Consider the following 18319-nt stretch of genomic DNA (forward strand, 5'->3'; position numbering starts at 1 on the left):
TTCTCGTTAAAGTTGACCAATTCGCTTCCCGCCGCATCCCCTGTCCCGGCGGAACGCCTTGGGGCCGCGCCTAATCGCCCGCGCCGCGCGCGCTCCACTCCTCCGGCGCCTGCCGCGCCAGCTCTATATAGCGCGACGGCGCCATCGGGCGGTACAGGCCGAAGCCCTGGCCGGTCTCGCAGCCCATCTCCCGCAAGGCCTTGACGTGGCGCGTGCTCTCCACGCCCTCGGCCACCACCTGCAGATTCAACTCCTTGCCCAGCAGGATGGAGGAGCGGACGATTTCATAATGCCGCGAGCTCTCCAGCATCGAGGCGACGAATAATTGATCAAGCTTCAAGGACGAAAACGGCATGGCGGACAACATCTTCAGCGAGGAGATGCCTATGCCGTAATCGTCGCAGGCAATGTCGAAACCATTGGCGCGCAGCTGGTTCAGCGCCACCATCAAATCGAGTCCGATTTCCGGCTCCAGGTTTTCCGTCAGCTCGATCACCAGCAGCGAGCGTTCCAGCTTGGTCTTGTCCCAGCGCATGGTGATCTCGCGCACGAGATTGGGCGACGCCAGGGTGGCCGCCGACGCGTTGATGGAAATCGGCAAGCGCACGCCCTTCGCGTTCAGCGCCTGCTGGGTGGAGATCACCCCGCTGAGCACATGGAAGAACAGCAGCAGATCCAGGCCCAGCTTGCTCACCACCGGCAGAAACACCGATGGCCGGATATTGCCCCGCGTCGGGTGCATGCAGCGCGCCAGCGCCTCGGCGCCGACCACTACCCCGTCGCTCAAGCGCACCTGCGGTTGCAGGTCTATCGAGATATTGCCTTTGGAGCACAAGGCCTCGATCACCTCCTGCTCGCTGAAAGGCCGGGTTCCCAAGCGCCCCGGCACGCCGTTGACTCTGGCCGCCTCGGCCATGGCCGCGCGCGCCAGTTCAACCTGGCGCAAAAACTGCGCGCATTCGCCGTCGTCCATGGTCGGATGCGCCGCCCAGACGTAGTTGAAGCCGGCCTCGCGCGCCAGCCTGACGTGCGACTCCTGCAACAGCTTGCCCGCGGCGCTGTGCCACAACAGCATGGGCGCGTCGGCCAGTTCGCCGCGACGCACGCCAGCATGCACCTTGGCGATCAATTCGGCGCCGCCGCCGTCCGGCATCTGAATATCGCACACCAGCAAATCCACCGGCTCGCGCAGCAATTGCTGTTCCGCCTCACGAATATGGCCGCAATGGCGAATATTGCGAATGCCGGCCTGCGACAGCATGCGCTGAAGGCGCTCATTGTCCCGCGATGATCCGGACACCACCATGACATTAAGATTTTCCATGGATTCCCTACCATTTGGAATACCGACAGCTGAATATCCGCCACGCCCGCGTTGGCGCGCTGTCACGTTTCAACATCCCAAAAAGCATACGATTGATCAGCTTAATTTCCGGACTTGCTTTAGCTAATTCGATAATGACAATGTGGCGGCACATTGCCGGAAGGACGCGGCCAAGGTCAATGAATCTAAAAAAATCATTCAAGGCCGAAAATCCGGTCCGGCAAGCTTCTCCGCCCTCGCCCGGCAGCGGCGGGAAACCACGCTGCCGCTGCCCGCTTAATTGACATCGCCAAGCAAGAGCCGTCATTCAATGAGCCGGCCATATCGGTTCAATTCACAGCGCGCAGCACACCCGCGCGTCCTATGGTCATCGTTCCGGAGACGCCTGCTCGGGTGTGGAATCAAACTGAATCACGCCGTTCTATTTAGGGCTTGTAGACGCCATGATAAGAAAATCCGCTGAAATCAAATATAGGATTTATCTTAAAAACAAATCCAATTGTCATTTTTGTTTTTTAAATATATTTACAATATAAAAACAGGAATCAATTAAACATTAAAAACCGGCATCATCACGAATGGAAAGCGTCAAACACACACGCGGACTCCAAGCGGCATGGACAAACGCGGCCGGCAATGGATTGGGAAAGGGAAACAATAAGCGCCGGGGAGCGAGCGCGAGACCAGGCCTTATGGCGCAGCAAGCGGAATCGCAAAGAGAGAATGGGCATGGCTAAGCTGAACTCGCCGTACAAGGCTTTATCCGCGCAGCGGACTTTGAACAGCTTAGAGCAGGACCAGGCGGCAACGCCCCCTGGCCTGAAATCTGGCGGACGGTTTCGCGCCGGGCCTCTAAGCCGGCGCGGCAAGACTCCGCGGGCGGTCAGCCGCGCTTGTTCAGGCGCAGGGTCAGGGTCAACTCGCCCTCGCCGTCGTTCTGCGACTGGATATTCTTCAACGTGATGCCCGTGGGCAGCAGCACGCTGATGCCGTGGCCGACGCCGTACTTGGACAGGGTTTTTTCCAGCTGCCGCGCCATGCCCTTGGCCGGCAGCTTCGCCTCCTCGTCCAGCGCGAAGCCGTAGGATTCGGCGGCGGAGCCCATGGCCTGGTCCACCTGCTCGCGCGGCACGAACTTCTCGGCGGCGCTGGCCAGTTGGCGGGCCGACACGTCTTCCTCGCTGCTCACCAGATTGAGGAATTCATCCTTGAAGCGCGCCTGTTGCAGCGGGTCCTCTATCTCCTCCGACAGCTGCTCCACCACGCTGGCCATCATCTTGCTGCTGGACGCCTTGTCCGGCACCCGCATCGCTTTCAGGAAATCGTCCAGCCAGAACTTGGCCTCGCGGCTGAGCCGGTCCACCGCGTAGACCGTGGGGCCGTGCTCCAGGATCAGCGCGCCCTTGTCGATCAAGCGCGGATTGATGCCCGAGGCGTGGCTGATGTCGAACACATCGCCGGACTCCACCACGGTGAGGAAGTCGTCGCGGATTTCGGACTTGAACACCCCCAGCGCGCGCAGTTCGCGATCGCCGTCGTTGAGACCGGAAAACAGGATCACCAGCAAATCGCCGGCGTTGATGTTGGGGTGCTGCGAACGCGCGTACAAATGCTTGGCGATGCGCTGGGACACCGCCAGGAAATCCAGCTCGCCGCGGAAGAACTGCCGGGTGTAATGGTAGATTTCGTTCAGATTCAGGTCGGACTCATGGAAAAACTGATGCTGGCGCTTGTCCGACACAATGTTCTTCAGATAACCGCCCAGCAACAGCGAGGACACTTCCTCGTCCACGGAGCTGGCCCGCTCGGACAGGCGCGCGCCCTCGCCGCGCGCGGCATTGCCCACCCGGTGCACCACCAGCCGCTCCACCCTGCATTCGCCAATCGCCAACATTTCCGCGCTCCCGCCTAAAAATCGAATGCGCGATTATTGCCACTGCGCCCGGGCTTGGCAACCGCGAAAGCGGCCGGCTATTCCGGCAAGGCCAGCGGATCGTCGGTCAGGGAGTCCGCCAGAAAGTCCATCAGCAGCCGAACCTTGGGCGACAGCTGGCGGTTATGCGGCGTCAAGGCCCAGATACCCTCTTCCGGCTCGCGGTAATCGGCCAGCACCTCGATCAGCTCGCCGCTGCTCAAATAGGCGGCGACGTAGTAATCCGGCAATTGCGCCAGCCCCAGGCCCAGCCGCGCCGCGTGCGCCAGCGCGTGGCCGCTGTTGCAGCGCAGGCTGCCCTTGATCCGCACCTGCCGCCTGCGGCCGCCGTCCAGCAGATGCCAGTGTTCGCCGCTCAAAGACAGGCAGTTGTGGCGCTCCAGGTCCGCCGGTTCCAAAGGCGCGCCGCAGCGCTCCAGATAGGCCGGCGCGGCGCAGACATGGTGCCGGCGCGAGGCCAGCCGCCGCGCCATCAGCGTGGAGTCGCTCAGATGGCCGATGCGGATCGCCAGATCGTAACCGTCCTGCACCAGGTCCAGCACCTGGTTGGACAGGTTCAAGCTCGCCTCCAGCTGCGGATGGCGTTGCAGGAAACGGGTCAACAGCGGCGCGATATGGCTTTGGCCGTAAGCCAGCGGCGCGGTCAGCTTGAGCTTGCCCTGCGGCTGCGCCTGATGGCGCGAGATCGCCTGTTCCGCCTCCTCCAGCGAATCCAGCAGCTGCCGGCAGTGGCGCAGATACAACGCGCCGATCTCGGTCAGCGCCTGATGACGGGTGGTCCGGTACAGCAATTTGGCGCCCAAGCGCTGCTCCAGCTGCGTGACCTGGCGGCTGACCTGGGCGACGGAAATGCCCAGCGCCAGGGCCGCCTTGGTGAAACTGCCCTGTTCCGCCACGCTGACGAACTCGCAGATGCCTTCCCAACCCAGCATTATTCCACCTCGGAAAAAATCATTTACCAATTGCCACGATTATCTATTCAAACCCGAGAAATACAATCAAAGTTTTGCCGTCGCCCGGCCTATGGCCCGCGGCGGCGATCCAATACCAAGGAGGGCTCATGAGCCAGGACATCATCAAGTGCAAGGCCGCCGTGGCCTGGGCCGCCGGCCAGCCGCTGAGCATAGAAGAAGTGGAAGTGCAGCCGCCGCGCGCCGGCGAGGTGCGGGTGAAGATGGTGGCCACCGGCGTCTGCCACACCGACGCCTTCACCCTGTCCGGCGAAGACCCGGAAGGCGTGTTCCCCTGCATCCTGGGCCATGAAGGCGGCGGCATCGTCGAATCCGTCGGCCCCGGCGTCAGCAGCGTGGCGGTGGGCGATCACGTGATCCCGCTGTACACCCCGGAATGCCGCGAGTGCAAATTCTGTCTGTCCGGCAAGACCAATCTGTGCCAGAAGATCCGCGCCACCCAGGGCAAGGGCCTGATGCCGGACGGCAGCACCCGCTTCTCCAAGGACGGCAAACCCATCTATCACTATATGGGCACGTCCACCTTCGCCGAATACACGGTGCTGCCGGAAATCTCGCTGGCCAAGGTCAATCCGGCCGCGCCGCTGGAAGAGGTCTGCCTGCTGGGCTGCGGCGTCACCACCGGCATGGGCGCGGTGATCAACACCGCCAAGGTCAAGGCCGGCGACAGCGTGGCCATCTTCGGCCTGGGCGGCATCGGCCTGTCCGCCATCATCGGCGCGCGCATGGCCGGCGCCGGCCGCATCATCGGCATCGACATCAACGAGAGCAAGTTCGAACTGGCCAAAAAGCTGGGCGCCAGCGATTGCGTCACCCCCAACGATTTCGACAAGCCCATCCAGGACGTGATCGTGGACATGACCGACGGCGGCGTCGACTTCTCCTTCGAATGCATAGGCAACGTCAAGGTGATGCGCGCGGCGCTGGAGTGCTGCCACAAGGGCTGGGGCGAATCGGTGATCATAGGCGTGGCCGGCGCCGGGCAGGAAATCTCCACCCGCCCGTTCCAGCTGGTCACCGGCCGGGTATGGCGCGGCTCCGCCTTTGGCGGCGTGCGCGGCCGCAGCGAGCTGCCGGACTACGTGGAGCGTTATCTGAAGGGCGAATTCCGCCTGGACGACTTCATCACCCACACCATGCCGCTGGAGCGCGTCAACGAAGCCTTCGATCTGATGCACGAGGGCAAGAGCATCCGTTCCGTGATCCATTACTGAGCCGGAGAGCCGCGTGAACCTGGAAAACATCAGCGCCAACAAATCGTTTGGCGGCTGGCATCGGCAGTATCTGCATGATTCGACGACGCTGGGCTGCCGGATGCGCTTCGCCGTCTACCTGCCGCCGCAGGCCAGCGCCAACCGGCGCGTGCCGGTGCTGTACTGGCTGTCCGGCCTGACCTGCACCGACGAGAACTTCATGCAAAAGGCCGGCGCGCAACGCGTGGCCGCGGAACTGGGAATGGCCATCGTCGCGCCGGACACCAGCCCGCGCGGCGCGGAGGCGGCGGACGACGAAGCGTTCGATCTGGGCCAGGGCGCCGGCTTTTACCTGAACGCCACTCAGGCGCCGTGGGACCGTCACTACCGGATGTACGACTACGTCAGCCGGGAACTGCCGGCGCTGATCGAGGCCAACTTCCCCGTCACCGGACTGCGCGCGGTGTCCGGCCACTCCATGGGCGGCCACGGCGCGCTGATCTGCGCGCTGAAGCGGCCGCAGGACTATGTCTCGGCATCGGCGTTCAGCCCCATCTGCCACCCGGTCAACGCGCCCTGGGGGCAGAAGGCTTTCGCCGCCTATCTGGGCGAAGACCGCGCCGCCTGGGAAGCCTGGGACGCCAGCCTGCTGCTCAAGCACGCGCCGCGGCAACTGCCCCTGCGCGTGGACATTGGTCTGGCCGACAGCTTTCTGGACGTGCAATTGCAGCCGGAGGCGCTGGAGAAGGCGGCGCGGGACTGCGGCTACCCGCTGGAACTGCACCGCCACGCCGAGTACGACCACAGCTATTACTTCGTCGCCAGCCTGATCGAGGAGCAGTTGCGCTTCCACGCGCGCCACCTCGGCTTGTGAGACGGCGGAACGCAAAAAAGCCAGGCATAGCCTGGCTTTTTTGTTGAATCTGGTGGAGGGAGAAGGATTCGAACCTTCGAAGGCAGAGCCGTCAGATTTACAGTCTGATCCCTTTGACCGCTCGGGAACCCCTCCAGAGAGAGGCGGATAATATAGCTCCGCGGCGACGGCGTCAATCACCTGCGCGCAATCCCCTCCGCCGACGCGCCGTCTCCAGCCGCGGATTTGGCAAATCTGCGCGCGCGGACGCTCAAGCGCGCCAAGAAAGCGCGCCGTGCCATTGGCATGATCTCGCCATCGGGGACACGCCCCGACATACGGAGACAAGCCATGCAGACCCTTTCTCTCGCCGCCCTGTGCCTGAGCCTGGCCGCCGCCTTGCTGGCGCAGCCGGCGCTGGCCGCGCCCAAGCTGCAAAAAGCACCGCACCAGGCGCAAGCCCGGCCGAAACAAGCGCCGCCGCCGCGGCAATGGCAACAGCGTCCGCCAAGCGACGCGCAATCCCGCTACCAGTTGCCGGACGACCGCACGGTGATCGGCAAGCCCAAAAGCAAGCTGATCCGACGCGCCGCCGTCGCGCAATGCCCGGATGTCGGCGCCATGGCCGGCTACAGCGGCGCGGCCTTGGCCAACTACCTGGCCGGCCTGCCCGACTACACCTGCACCTACGGCCTGTTCTCGCTGGACAGCAAGCTGGCCGCCACGCTTTACAGCGCGGCCAATCTCAACGCCGTCGCCGGCCGCTTCGCTCAGGAGGCCGCCGCCTACAACGCCGGCTCCATGGCCCTGGTCAACCTCACCCTCTACCTGCGCGCCGGCTACTACCTGGCCAGCGGCGGCGCCTTGCCGGCGCTGGACCCCAATCTGCTCGCCGTGCTGCGTCCCGGCATCAAGCAACTGGCCGACGGCAACGCGCTGTTCTCCGCCAACGCCCAGGCCTCCACCACCGCCGGCGAGGTGATGAAGCTGATCACCAATATGGCGGACGAGGCCTATTACCTGCCCAGCATGCGCGCCATCGTGCAGCGCTACACCAATAGCGCCAGCCAGCCCAACGCCGCCCAGTCCCTGCGCGAAACCACCGCCAACCAGGGCTTCACCGGCGCGCTGACCGTGTTTTTCTACGCCCACGGCCGCGCCAACGCCGCGCCGCTGCTGCAGAACGACGGCAGCTATTCGGCGGCGCTGACCCGCTTCGCCCTGGCCAACAAGAGCAGCCTGCTCGGCACCGAAAGCGCCTTCCAGCTGGGCGACGCCACCCGCGAAGGGCTGCGCTTCATGCAATACCCGGCGCTGAAGCCGGCGATCAAGCCGCAAGCCCAGGCCATACTGTCCGGCAGCAGCATGAGCGGCAACGACAATGAGCTGTGGCTGGCCGCCGCCGAAGCGGTCAAGTATTACGACGCCGCCAACTGCGCCGACTACGGCACCTGCAATTTCGAAACCCGGCTCGCCGACGCCATCCTGGTCAACCGCTACACCTGCAGCGCCAGCATCCGCATCCGCGCCCAGGAAATGAGCGCCGAGCAACTGCAGTCCTCCTGCGCGCTGCTGCAAAAAGAAGAGTCCTATTTCCATCAGATGCTGCAGACCCGCAAGCAGCCGGTGGCCAACGACAACAACAGCTCGCTGGAAGTGGTGGTGTTCGACGACTACAACAACTACGCCAAATACGCCTCCATCATCTACGGCATCAGCACCGACAACGGCGGCATGTATCTGGAAGGCGACCCGGCCGCGGCCGGCAACCAGGCGCGCTTCATCGCCCACGAAGCCTCCTGGCTGCGCCCCGCCTTCAAAGTCTGGAACCTGGAACACGAATACATCCACTACCTGGACGGCCGCTTCGACATGTACGGCGACTTCGGCGCCAGCACCCGTCTGCCCACGGTCTGGTGGATTGAAGGGCTGGCCGAATACCTGTCGCTGGGCAACGGCAACCAGCCGGCCATCGACGCCGCCCGCAGCGGCAACTACACCTTGAGCCAGATCTTCGGCAACACCTACGACATGACGGACTACGTGACCCGCGCCTATCGCTGGGGTTATATGGCCACCCGCTTCATGATGGAGCGCCACCGCGGCGACGTGGACGGCTTCCTCGCCCGCTTCCGCAGTGGCGATTACAACGGCTACCGCAGTCAGATCCAGCTGATAGGCAGCCGCTACGACGCCGAGTTCGCCAGCTGGGCGCAAAGCGCCTCCACCGCCGGCCAGCCGCCCTTGCCGTCCGAGCCCGGCCTGCCGCCGTGCAAGGAGGCTTCGCCCAGCTATCTGGGCAAGAACTGCTCCATCGGCGGCCTTTCCGCCTCCGCGTCCGGCGCGGCTTACGCCACCATCCTGCTGCCGGCCGGCGCGCGCAACCTCAAGCTGTGGACCAGCGGCGGCAGCGGCGACGTCGATCTCTACGTGGCGCTGGACCGCTACCCGACGCCCGGCAATTACGACTACGCGTCCGCCGTCGCCGGCAACGAGGAAAGCGTGGCCATCGCCGCGCCGCAAACCGGCCGCTGGTACTACCTGACGCTGCAGGCGCGTCAGCCCTTCGCCAACGTCACGGTCAGCGCCAGCTACGACTAAGAGTCCGTTTACGATCTGCGGCGCGGGGCCTTACGCGGTGAGTACGGCTTTGAAATGCTCATGTGCCGTTTGCACATCCCGCTTTCTCGGCGGTTCTCGCCTTGCCCCGCCCTCGCTCGCGAGACCGTGAGCAGGCTCCCAGGCCGGTTCAAAGCCCGGCGCCCGCCTCGCCAAACCAAGCCGCCGCGGCCCGTCCGCGGCGGACTTGCAAAATGGGTTGAATTAATGCATTTTGTTTTCAAACAATGCTTAATGAATGACATCAAGATTGGATAGCCCGGTCCGCCTCAGGCGGCCGGCTGTTTCCTTGGAGCGCAACACACCGTAAACCGCTTAAAAGGCCGCCCGCCATGTCCATGCCGCCGCAACGCCCCTACATCGTCAGCGATCTGAACGCCATGCAGGCGATGGCGGCCTTGTTCGATCAGTTGCCCGACGTGGTGTTCGCGGTCAAGGACCTGGACAGCCGCTACCTGGCCTTGAGCGAGGGCTGCGTCGGCCGTTGCGCGCTGCGCAACAAATGGCAGGCGGAAGGCAAGACCGCGCACGAATTGTTTCCCAGCGCCATGGCCAACCGCTACCGCAGCCAGGATTTGCAGGTGTTCTCTGAACGGCGGCCGGTGCGCAACCGGCTGGACCTCACCGTCTACCACGACCGCGCGCCCGGCTGGTGCCTGACCAACAAGCAATCTCTGCACGACCCGGACGGCCGCCTGCTCGGACTCGTCTGCATCTCCAAAGACCTGACCGAACTGACCCGCGAAAAACTGCTGGACGAGCGCTTCGCCGCCTGCGTCGATCACATCCAGACCCATTTCGACCGCCCCTTGCACCTGGAGGAGCTGTGCGATCTGTCCGGCCTCAGCATCGGCCAGATGGACCGCCGCATGAAGCGGGTGTTCCAGGCCAGCGTCGGCGAATTCATCCGCCGCACCCGGATGGAAGCCGCCTGCCACGCCATCCAGCACAGCGGCCGGCCGCTGGCCGACATCGCCGCCAGCTGCGGCTTTTCCGATCAAAGCGCGCTGAACCGGCTGTGCCGGCAAATGTTCGGCCTCAGTCCGCGCCAATTGCGGCTGCGGACGCCGCCCGCCGCGGCGACCATGGGCGCGGCCGCCTGGGCCTCCAGCCCCTGACCAGGCCGTAGCGCGACGGACCTCGCACGGGTTCCCGGAACGTGTTCACGGTCTCGCGAGCTAAGGCGATACAAGGCGAAAACCGCTGAAGGAGCGGAGTGCGCATACGGCGCATGAGCATTTCGTGGCCGGTTTCAACGCCCTTTATCTATTCATCCCGCCAACGCGCAGCAGACATCGAACGGCTTCTCAGGCCCCGCCCCGCCAGGCCGCCACCGTCGCCACGCTCTGCCAGGCCGCGCGCAGAATGCGCTCGCAGGCCGCAAACGGCGCCTTGCCGCCGTCCAGCATCCCGTACATGCCCTCGAACAAGCGCACCAGGAACTCCGCGGCGATGCCCACCTCGATATCCCGCGGCAGCTCGCCCTGGGCGATGGCGCGCCGCAGCTGGCGGCGCACATAGTGCATGGTGGCGCGGTCCATCAGTTCGCGGCGGCGCAGGATGCCGCGGTTCTCCCGGTTGCGCTCGCACTTGTGGTACAGAAACTCCGTCACCCGCTGCGCCGGCCCCGGTTCGTGGAACTGGCGCAGGTAATACATGCCCACCGCCACCAGGGTCTCGCCCGCCGACGCCCGCTCCGCCGGGAAACGCAGCGCGTCCAGTTCGAACACACGGTCCACCATGGCCCGGCACACTTCCATCTTGTTGTCGTAATGCCCGTAGACCGCGCCGCGCGACACCCCCGCCTCGTCGGCGATTTGCGCCATGGTGGCGTTGGCCACGCCCTGCCGCAGAAACACCCGCTCCGCGCCGTCCAGGATCGCGTCCCGGGTTTTTTGCGATTCTTCCTTGGTTTTCCTGGCCATATCCGCCTCTGAACTTTTCCCCGAATGCTACCTCAAAGGATTAATTAATCAAGCGTGATTGATTAATTAAACGGACGACACACGATGCGCTCAAGGCAAGGCGCGCCGGCCTGGCGTCCCTCGATCTTTTGAAACTCTTCTTAGGCACTACCCATGTCACACACAACGACAAACCACCGCGATCTGGACACGTTGCCGGTGTCCAAACTGTTCTGGCAATACACCATTCCCTCCCTCGCCGGTATGCTGGCCACCGGCCTTTACGTGGTCATAGACGGCATCTTCGTCGGCCACTTCGTCGGCAGCCACGGCCTGGCGGCCATCTCGCTGGCCTACCCGCTGGTGATGATGCAAGTGGGCCTGGGCGCCATGCTGAGCATGGGCGCGGCCACCCGCATCGCCATTTTGCAAGGCGGCGGCGACTATGATCGCGCGCGCTCCACCCTGCTGGCAGCGCTGGCGCTGCTGGCCCTGATCAGCCTGGCCATCCCGCTGCTGGGCCTTACTTATTTGGACACCCTGCTGCAATGGCTGCAAGCCGACAAGCAGCCTATCGTGATGGCGGAAGCGCGCAACTACCTGCAATGGATGCTGGGCGGCGCGCTGTTCACCATGGGCCAGATGGTGGCCACTTATCTGCTGCGCAACGACGGCCGCCCGCGGCTGGCCACGCTGCTGATGGTGATAGGCTCGCTGTTGAACGTGGTGTTCAATTACCTGTTCGTCGGCGTGTTCAAGCTGGGCCTGGCCGGCTCGGCCCAGGCCACCTTGCTGTCCGAATCGGTGGTGATGCTGGGCGGCCTCGGCTATTTCTTCACCCGCCACGCGCGGCTGCGCCTGCGCTTGACGCACCTGCGGCTGGACTGGCGCTGCTGCGGCCCCGTCCTGGCGCTGGGCCTGTCCAGCCTGCTGATGGAGTTCAATCTGGCCTTGCTGATGTTCGCCCACAACTTCCAGCTGCTGCGCTGGGGCACGGACCTGAGCGTGGCCGCCTACGCCACCGCCGGCTACAGCGAGGCCTTGTTCACCCTGGTGGTGCACGGGCTGGCGGTGGGCCTGCAGCCGCTGCTCAGCCACTCCACCGGCGCCGGCCGGCCGGAACGCACCCGCGAAGCGCTGCGCTACGGCCTGCGCGTCACCCTGCTGCTGGGGTTCACCGCTCTGGCGGCGGTGCAGCTGTTCCCCACCTTGATCGTGCGGATGTACAACAGCGAAGACCTGGCGCTGATCGCCGCCGGCAGCCACGCGCTGCGCCTGCACTTGCTGGCCATGCCCTTCGACGGCCTGGTGATCATCGGCATTCTCGCGCTGCAGGCGATGGCGATGACGCGGGCGGCGCTGCTGCTGACCATAGGCAAGACCCTGTTGCTGCTGCCGGCCTTGTGGCTGTTGCCGCTGTGGCTGGCGCTGGACGGCGTCTGGCTGGCGATGCCGCTGGTCAATCTGCTGCTGGGCACGGCCGCCGCGCTGGCCTTGTGGAGCGCCTTGCGCCGGCTGAAACGCGAAGAGAAGCCGGCGACCGCGGCCTGATCGCTTCCGTTCTCAACCAATGGCCGGATTTCCGGCCATTTTTTTTAGACATTGGCGAACCGGTTCCAATTGCCATTGTCTATATCCTTCGCGCGCACGTCGCGCCTCCTTGCTCTTGCCCCCCGCTTCGGCCCCCGGCCGCGCCCCGCCGCGCTTAAAGCCTGTTCCACGTCTCAGACAAGGCGTTGAACAGCGTCTTAAGGCGTGTTTACGATCTCGCGAGCTAAGGCGAGACCAGACCTTGCGGCTGAGAAAGCGGAATGTACAGGGGGTACACGAGCATTTCGAAGGCGCACTCGCCGTGTGACGTCTCACGACGCTCAGCAGATCGTAAACAGGTTCTTAGGGGTCGCGGGATCCCGGGCCGATTCGTATAGTGATAGCACCCGTCTGTCGGCGCCCGCGCCGCGGCTTGACTCCAACCCGTCAATAACAAGGAAAACAATGTCTCTGACCACCATTCCCCGCTGGACCGTCGCCGCCCCGCTTGTCGCCTGGGCCGCAATCGTGGCAGCGCCCACCTTTGCCGCCTCCGCGCTGTTCACCGCCTTGCTGGCCGTCTTGCTGGCCGGCACCGTCTTCGCCGCCGTCCATCACGCAGAAGTGGTGGCGCACAAGGTGGGCGAACCGTTCGGCACGCTGATCCTGGCGCTGGCGGTGACGGTGATCGAAGTGGCGCTGATCGTCTCCTTCATGCTGGCCGGCGGCGAAAGCAAGCTGGCGCTGGCGCGCGACACCATTTTTTCCGCCATCATGATCACCTGCAACGGCATCGTCGGCATCTGCCTGCTGCTGGGCGGCCTGCGCCATCGCGAACAGAACTTCCAGCTCAGCGGCGCCAAGGTGGCTCTGACCGTGCTGGCCGCCATCTCCGTGCTGGCGCTGGTCTTGCCCAATTACGGCACCAGCGAGCCCGGCCCGCTGCTGTCCTCCTCGCAACTGGCCTTCACCGGCGTGGTGTCGCTGGTGCTGTACGGCGCCTTCGTCTTTGTGCAGACCATACGCCACCGCGACTACTTCCTGCTGGAAGGCAGCCGCAGCGAGGACGAGCACGCGCCGCCGCCGTCCGTCAAAGTCACGCTGACCAGCCTGGCGCTGCTGCTGGTCTGCCTGGTGGGCGTGGTCAGCCTGGCCAAGCTGCTGTCGCCGTCGATCGAAGGCTTCGTGGCCGCCGCCGGCGCGCCGGCCGCCGTGGTGGGCATCATCATCGCCGCCCTGGTGCTGCTGCCGGAAGGCCTGGCCGCCGCCAACGCCGCGCGCGCGGACCGGGTGCAGACCAGCCTCAACCTGGCGCTGGGCTCGGCGCTGGCCTCCATCGGCCTGACCATTCCCACCGTGGCGATGATCTTCGTGGCGATGGGCGAGCCGCTGATCCTGGGCCTGGAAAACAAGGAAACCATCTTCCTGGTGCTGACCCTGCTGGTCAGCTCGATGTCGCTGGCGGTGGGCCGCACCACCATTTTGCAGGGCATCGTCCACCTGGTGATCTTCGCGTCCTTCGTGTTCTTCGCCATCAGCCCCTGAGCGCCTGCTGTACGCAAAACAAAACCGCCAACCGTTGCCGGCTGGCGGTTTTTTCATTGGCGGACCTGGTTCTCAGAACCGGTTCATGATCTCGCGAGCTAAGGCGAGACAAGGCGAAAACGGCTGAGAAAGCGGAGTGTACACACGGTACATGAGCATTTCGAAGCCGGTACTCACCGTGTGACGCCTCACGACGCGCAGCAGATCGTAAACCGGTTCTCAGACCGACATCGCTTCCAGCACCTTGGCGCTGTCCACAATCTGCACGAACTTGACGATCTTGCCGTCCCGCAGCGTGTAGATGTGGGCGAAAGAGGCGACGAAGCCCTTGCCGGTGGCGCGGTAAACGCCGTGGTAGAAGCCCTGGGCGATCACATGCTCGCCGGCGTCGTAGAAGCTGTCCACCGCCGCGCGGTAGCCTTCCCACTCGCGGCCCAGCCGCTCGTGCACGTTCTTGACGATGGACTCCGCGCCGACATAAGTACCGGCGTAAGGGAAGCCGGCGGCTTCGGTCCATTCCGCGTCCGGCGCCAGCGCGGCCAAGAGATTGCGGCCGTTGGCCTCGGAATCGCCTTCATAGGTGGCGCGGACGATGTCCACATTGCTCAGGTGGCCCTGGCCCGGGGTTTGATTAGCGTTCATGGTGTTCCATCCAAAAATCGGTTTGCTCATGCCCTTCCTTCATTGCGGCAACACACAGCTGTCCGGCCCGCAAGCCAGCGTCTCCGCCGCGGCCGGCGCCGCGCTGGACGCGGCCTGGCTCAGGCGGGCGCGCCAAGCGTCCGGCCGGCCCAGATAAGCGCCCAGGTCCAGCACCGTCAGCCGGCCGTTTTCCTCCAGCGCCAGCGTGGGGAAGCCCTGGCCGCCCACTTGGGCCAACAGCCGGCGGCTTTCCTCAAAGTGGGCGTCGGTGGCCGGGCCTTCCAGGCGATGGTAAGCCGCGGCGAAAGCCTCCGCGTCCAGGCCGATGTCGGCGGCCAGTTCGGCCAGCACCGGGAATTCCGCGATACGGCGGCCTTCCACGAAGTGGGCGCGCTGGATGCGATGCAGCAGTTCCAGCCCGCCGCCGGCCGCTTCCTCCGCCGCCAGCACGGCGGTGGTGGGCGGCGCGGAATCCATCACCGCGCCGTGGTCCTTGAGCAGGCCGTCGAAATACGCTTCGCCGAAAGGCTGGCCGGAGACTTCCGCGATGCGGCGGTCGTGCGGCAGCACGAATTGACGCCACTCAGGGCTGACCCGGCGGCGATTGGCGCCCACCATCATGCCGCCGCCGTGCAGCGCCACCGTCAGGCCCGGCACGCCGCGCGCGGCTTCCAGCAAGGGCGCGGCGCCGTAGCACCAGCCGCAGAGCGGATCGAAAATAGTGTGCAAAATAATGCCGGACATGGCGGTTTCCTTTCTTGCGCCGCCCGCAACGCGGGCGGCCATACATTCAAATCATCAGACGTAGAAAGCATCAAGGGCGGCAAACGAATCCTGAGGCAAGGCGCGCCGACGCCGGCAGTACATGGAGTACGGCAAGTCGGCGCCGCGCAGCATCAGGACTTTCGCTGGCTGCCCTCAGAGCCTTATTGCGGCCACTTCATCTCGCCCTTGAGCACCTTGGCGCTCAGTTCCAGATCCGCCACGCCGTCCAGCTTCGGATAACGCTGCTTCATCGCCGTCACCAGCTCGGCCGAGTTCTTGGCCTTGGGCAGTTCCGCTTCCAGCGTTTTCAGGTAGTCGCTGGTGAACTTCACCGAAGCCAGGGTATGCGGCGCGTTGTTCAGGAAATGACCGGGCACCACGACCTTGGGCTTCAGCGCCTGCAGGTTTTTCAGCGACTTCTGCCAGTCGGCGCGGTCTTTCGGGGTTTGGGTGTCCGCGGTCCAGACATGCATATTGCCGTAGGTCAGCACGCCGCCCATCGCGGTCTTGATCGACGGCGCCCAGATATAGGTGCGGTCCGGAGTCGGGCCTTTCAGACCCATGACCTGCAGTTTCTGGCCGTCCACTTTCAGGGTGTCGCCCTGGATGGGTTCCGGCACGATCACGGTCTTGGGCGCGTTGTCCTTCAGGATCGGGCCCCAGTAGGCCATCTTGCCGTCCTTGGAAGCCTTGATCGCTTCAATGGTGGCGGCGGTGGCCAGCACCTTGGCGTCCGGGAAAGCGGCCTTGATCACATCCAGGCCAAAGTAGAAGTCCGGGTCCGGATGGGAGATGAACACCGTGGTCAGCTTCTTGCCGCTGGCCTTGACCTTGGCCACCAGGGCCTCGGCGTCGTTGCGCTGGAACTGGGCGTCGATCAGCACGGCCTCGCTCTTGCCGGTGACCAATTCCGAGGACACCGGGAACAGGCTCTTGGCGCCGGGGTTGTAGACATCGACTTTCAAAGCGTCGGCTTGGGCGAAGGCGGCGGACATCAACAGGGCGCCTGCTACAAAGCTGCCGGAAATGCGGTGTTGGATCATGATGGTTTCCATTTGGTGAATTTGAGATCGGTCGGCTTGGTAGCAAGCCTGATGTGAATCATAGATTGCTATTTTCGAATCAAAAACCGGATAATAAGCAATGGTTAGTTGCATGAATCGAGCGAATCATGGATAGGATCACCGCGGCGCAAGTGTTTGTGACCATTACCGAACGCGGCAGCCTGGTGGCCGCGGCGGATACGCTGGACATGTCGCGGGCGATGATCACCCGCTATCTGGCGGAAATGGAGGAATGGGCCGGCACCCGGCTGCTGCACCGCACCACCCGGCGGCTGAGCCTGACTCCGGCCGGTGAGGAGACGCTGGCGCGTTGCCGGCAGATGTTGGAAATCGCCGGGCAGATGCCGGCGGCCAACAGCGCGGACCCCGGTCAGCCGCAGGGCCTGCTGCGCATCAGCTGCGCGCAGTCTCTGGCTCAGGACGCGCTGGCGGCGGCGGTGACCGAGTTTCTGCGCCGCTATCCGCAAACCGCCATCGATCTGCAGATCAGCAACCGCGCGGTCAATCTGGTGGAAGAAAGAATCGATCTGGCCATCCGCATCACCAATGCGCTGGACCCCAGTCTGATCGCGCGGCCGCTGGCCAGTTGCGCGTCGGTGATCTGCGCCTCTCCCGCCTATCTGGCCGCCCACGGCGCGCCCAAGCGGCTGGAGGATTTGTCTCTACACAACTGTCTGACCTATTCCTATTTCGGCAAGAGCTTGTGGCGTTTCCAGCGTCACGGCGAGCAGTTGGCGGTGCCGGTCAGCGGCAATCTGAGCGCCAATGAGTCCATGGTCTTGTTGTCCGCCACCGCGGCCGGCGCGGGCATCGCCTTGCAGCCCTTGTATTCCGCCGCGCCGCTGATCGCCAGCGGTCAGTTGGTGGCTTTGTTGCCGGAGTATCAGCCGCAGGAGTTGGGCATTTACGGTATTTACGCTTCGCGCCGGCAGATGCCGGCCACCTTGCGGGCGATGCTGGATTTTCTGGTGGAGCGTTTCGCCAGCGATCCGGCCTGGCAGGCGCGTACCGCTGGCGGCTGAGGTCGGGAGGGGTGCTTGCTTCGGCTAGGTAAGGGATTTGAATCCGCTACGCGGATGATGATTTTCATTGCCGGGGCTGCCCGGCAGGCAGGAAGGGGAACAACTCGGCCAAATTCCCTATCACTGAGCGAATCAAAGATTCGCACGTAGACACCCCAAAGGCCGCCCTGCAAGCCTGGCCTGCGGCTTCCCGCCGGTTCCCCCCAGGCCCGAGGCGCGGCTGAACTCTCTACGTGCGAATCTCTGATTCGCTCAGTGATGGCGCGCTACCGTCGCGGTGCTCGAACAAGCAGCCGCTTAAAACCTCGGGCCTGCCACCCGACGGCAGGCTTGAAGGGACCAGGGGCGCGTCGGATACATGCTTTCTTTTAGGAAACAAGACTTATCCACAGATAAGAGCAATAGGCCAAGTTACCCACAAGAATGGCCCACTTCGCTAAACCACCCCTCTTAATTCAAAAAAGACCACCTCGTGTAGCGCCCAAGTGTCCCCTCGGGGCGCGCTCCGGGTTTCGCGCCCTGGGGGACGAGGGGGGATGAAAGGAGGCGGCGGCCCGCCCCCTCCCCGTCTTATTCCCTCGCGACGCTGCGCTTGCCTCGCTCGGTCAGCGCGGAAAGCGGCACCTAAATCAATATCCGCGAAGCGGATTCAAAACCAGATCACTCAACAAGTAAGCCACGCTCAAGCAAAGCAACCACCCCACCTTGACCCCGCCCGCCCCCTCAGGAACAATCCCCACGTTGCCGCCAAAACAAGCGGCACACGGGATTGGCGTCCCGTCGCTAGCATTACCCCCAGGCCTACGCAGCGTGCTGCGTGGGCTGCTTTGCCATGGCAGTGCCATTCGGCAGGCGCATGGTGGCCCATGAGCCGACGTAATTTATTAGACGCCAATCCTGTTCCCTCTTTTGGGCTCAGGTGCTTCATCTTGTGTTATTCACCAGGAGAAACAC

The 18319-nt window shown here is 64.1% G+C and carries 14 protein-coding genes and 1 tRNA gene; 7 read left to right on the forward strand and 8 right to left on the reverse strand.

Going from position 1 to position 18319, the window contains the following annotated elements; genetic code table 11:
• Nucleotides 1-70: 70 nt before the first annotated feature.
• From JC616_RS21505 to JC616_RS21515, 3 genes are all read right to left on the reverse strand, one after another.
• Nucleotides 71-1324 carry an EAL domain-containing response regulator gene (locus JC616_RS21505; RefSeq protein WP_227105357.1) on the reverse strand — a complete coding sequence of 418 codons (1254 nt, stop codon included), beginning with the start codon at nucleotides 1322-1324 and terminating at the stop codon, nucleotides 71-73.
• Nucleotides 1325-2207: 883 nt separating this feature from the next.
• A complete protein-coding gene (locus JC616_RS21510) occupies nucleotides 2208-3218 on the reverse strand; it encodes a nucleoid-associated protein (protein ID WP_227105359.1) in 1011 nt (336 codons plus the stop codon).
• Nucleotides 3219-3295: 77 nt separating this feature from the next.
• Complete coding sequence (locus tag JC616_RS21515) at nucleotides 3296-4189, reverse strand: LysR substrate-binding domain-containing protein (RefSeq protein WP_107800801.1); 894 nt, start codon at nucleotides 4187-4189, stop codon at nucleotides 3296-3298.
• 128 nt (nucleotides 4190-4317) lie between these two features.
• Here JC616_RS21515 and JC616_RS21520 point away from each other — a divergent pair, with 128 nt between their 5' ends.
• The gene (locus JC616_RS21520; protein ID WP_227105361.1) at nucleotides 4318-5442 is read left to right on the forward strand and encodes an S-(hydroxymethyl)glutathione dehydrogenase/class III alcohol dehydrogenase; all 1125 of its coding nucleotides are present in this window, start codon (nucleotides 4318-4320) and stop codon (nucleotides 5440-5442) included.
• 19 nt (nucleotides 5443-5461) lie between these two features.
• Nucleotides 5462-6295 (forward strand): S-formylglutathione hydrolase, encoded by an 834-nt coding sequence (gene fghA / locus JC616_RS21525; RefSeq protein WP_227108615.1) that lies wholly within the window; start codon nucleotides 5462-5464, stop codon nucleotides 6293-6295.
• Between the two features lie 50 nt (nucleotides 6296-6345).
• Here the strand turns inward: fghA and JC616_RS21530 are convergent.
• A tRNA-Tyr gene (locus tag JC616_RS21530) sits at nucleotides 6346-6430 on the reverse strand.
• A gap of 195 nt (nucleotides 6431-6625) precedes the next feature.
• Between JC616_RS21530 and JC616_RS21535 the strand changes: the two genes are divergently transcribed.
• The gene (locus JC616_RS21535; protein WP_227105363.1) at nucleotides 6626-8875 is read left to right on the forward strand and encodes a M9 family metallopeptidase; all 2250 of its coding nucleotides are present in this window, start codon (nucleotides 6626-6628) and stop codon (nucleotides 8873-8875) included.
• A 350-nt stretch (nucleotides 8876-9225) separates the two neighbouring features.
• Nucleotides 9226-10011, forward strand: coding sequence for an AraC family transcriptional regulator (locus JC616_RS21540; RefSeq protein WP_227105365.1), 786 nt, complete (start codon nucleotides 9226-9228; stop codon nucleotides 10009-10011).
• 189 nt (nucleotides 10012-10200) lie between these two features.
• Here JC616_RS21540 and JC616_RS21545 read toward each other — a convergent pair whose 3' ends face one another.
• On the reverse strand, nucleotides 10201-10818 hold the full coding sequence (locus tag JC616_RS21545) for a TetR family transcriptional regulator (protein ID WP_107800805.1): 618 nt from the start codon (nucleotides 10816-10818) through the stop codon (nucleotides 10201-10203).
• A gap of 153 nt (nucleotides 10819-10971) precedes the next feature.
• Here JC616_RS21545 and JC616_RS21550 point away from each other — a divergent pair, with 153 nt between their 5' ends.
• Together JC616_RS21550 and JC616_RS21555 are read left to right on the forward strand one after the other, a co-directional pair.
• Nucleotides 10972-12348, forward strand: coding sequence for an MATE family efflux transporter (locus JC616_RS21550; protein WP_227105367.1), 1377 nt, complete (start codon nucleotides 10972-10974; stop codon nucleotides 12346-12348).
• A 444-nt stretch (nucleotides 12349-12792) separates the two neighbouring features.
• Nucleotides 12793-13872 carry a calcium:proton antiporter gene (locus JC616_RS21555; protein ID WP_107800807.1) on the forward strand — a complete coding sequence of 360 codons (1080 nt, stop codon included), beginning with the start codon at nucleotides 12793-12795 and terminating at the stop codon, nucleotides 13870-13872.
• A gap of 219 nt (nucleotides 13873-14091) precedes the next feature.
• Here the strand turns inward: JC616_RS21555 and JC616_RS21560 are convergent, their stop codons facing one another.
• The 3 genes from JC616_RS21560 to JC616_RS21570 form a co-directional block, all read right to left on the reverse strand.
• Nucleotides 14092-14514, reverse strand: coding sequence for a nuclear transport factor 2 family protein (locus tag JC616_RS21560; protein ID WP_227105369.1), 423 nt, complete (start codon nucleotides 14512-14514; stop codon nucleotides 14092-14094).
• Between the two features lie 39 nt (nucleotides 14515-14553).
• A complete protein-coding gene (locus JC616_RS21565) occupies nucleotides 14554-15258 on the reverse strand; it encodes a DsbA family protein (RefSeq protein ID WP_319792911.1) in 705 nt (234 codons plus the stop codon).
• Between the two features lie 182 nt (nucleotides 15259-15440).
• Complete coding sequence (locus JC616_RS21570) at nucleotides 15441-16322, reverse strand: MBL fold metallo-hydrolase (protein ID WP_107802004.1); 882 nt, start codon at nucleotides 16320-16322, stop codon at nucleotides 15441-15443.
• Nucleotides 16323-16450: 128 nt separating this feature from the next.
• Here JC616_RS21570 and JC616_RS21575 point away from each other — a divergent pair, with 128 nt between their 5' ends.
• Complete coding sequence (locus JC616_RS21575; RefSeq protein ID WP_107800809.1) at nucleotides 16451-17365, forward strand: LysR family transcriptional regulator; 915 nt, start codon at nucleotides 16451-16453, stop codon at nucleotides 17363-17365.
• The last annotated feature ends 954 nt before the right edge of the window (nucleotides 17366-18319 follow it).

It is taken from the genome of Chromobacterium rhizoryzae (assembly GCF_020544465.1).
GTDB lineage: Bacteria > Pseudomonadota > Gammaproteobacteria > Burkholderiales > Chromobacteriaceae > Chromobacterium.

Excerpts from the sequence above, each read along its gene's own strand:
- JC616_RS21505 (WP_227105357.1), bottom strand. The coding sequence starts at position 1,324 with ATGGAAAATCTTAATGTCATGGTGGTGTCCGGATCATCGCGGGACAAT.
- JC616_RS21510 (WP_227105359.1), bottom strand. The coding sequence starts at position 3,218 with ATGTTGGCGATTGGCGAATGCAGGGTGGAGCGGCTGGTGGTGCACCGG.
- JC616_RS21515 (WP_107800801.1), bottom strand. The coding sequence starts at position 4,189 with ATGCTGGGTTGGGAAGGCATCTGCGAGTTCGTCAGCGTGGCGGAACAG.
- JC616_RS21520 (WP_227105361.1), top strand. The coding sequence starts at position 4,318 with ATGAGCCAGGACATCATCAAGTGCAAGGCCGCCGTGGCCTGGGCCGCC.
- JC616_RS21535 (WP_227105363.1), top strand. The coding sequence starts at position 6,626 with ATGCAGACCCTTTCTCTCGCCGCCCTGTGCCTGAGCCTGGCCGCCGCC.
- JC616_RS21540 (WP_227105365.1), top strand. The coding sequence starts at position 9,226 with ATGTCCATGCCGCCGCAACGCCCCTACATCGTCAGCGATCTGAACGCC.
- JC616_RS21545 (WP_107800805.1), bottom strand. The coding sequence starts at position 10,818 with ATGGCCAGGAAAACCAAGGAAGAATCGCAAAAAACCCGGGACGCGATC.
- JC616_RS21550 (WP_227105367.1), top strand. The coding sequence starts at position 10,972 with ATGTCACACACAACGACAAACCACCGCGATCTGGACACGTTGCCGGTG.
- JC616_RS21555 (WP_107800807.1), top strand. The coding sequence starts at position 12,793 with ATGTCTCTGACCACCATTCCCCGCTGGACCGTCGCCGCCCCGCTTGTC.
- JC616_RS21560 (WP_227105369.1), bottom strand. The coding sequence starts at position 14,514 with ATGAACGCTAATCAAACCCCGGGCCAGGGCCACCTGAGCAATGTGGAC.
- JC616_RS21565 (WP_319792911.1), bottom strand. The coding sequence starts at position 15,258 with ATGTCCGGCATTATTTTGCACACTATTTTCGATCCGCTCTGCGGCTGG.
- JC616_RS21570 (WP_107802004.1), bottom strand. The coding sequence starts at position 16,322 with ATGATCCAACACCGCATTTCCGGCAGCTTTGTAGCAGGCGCCCTGTTG.
- JC616_RS21575 (WP_107800809.1), top strand. The coding sequence starts at position 16,451 with ATGGATAGGATCACCGCGGCGCAAGTGTTTGTGACCATTACCGAACGC.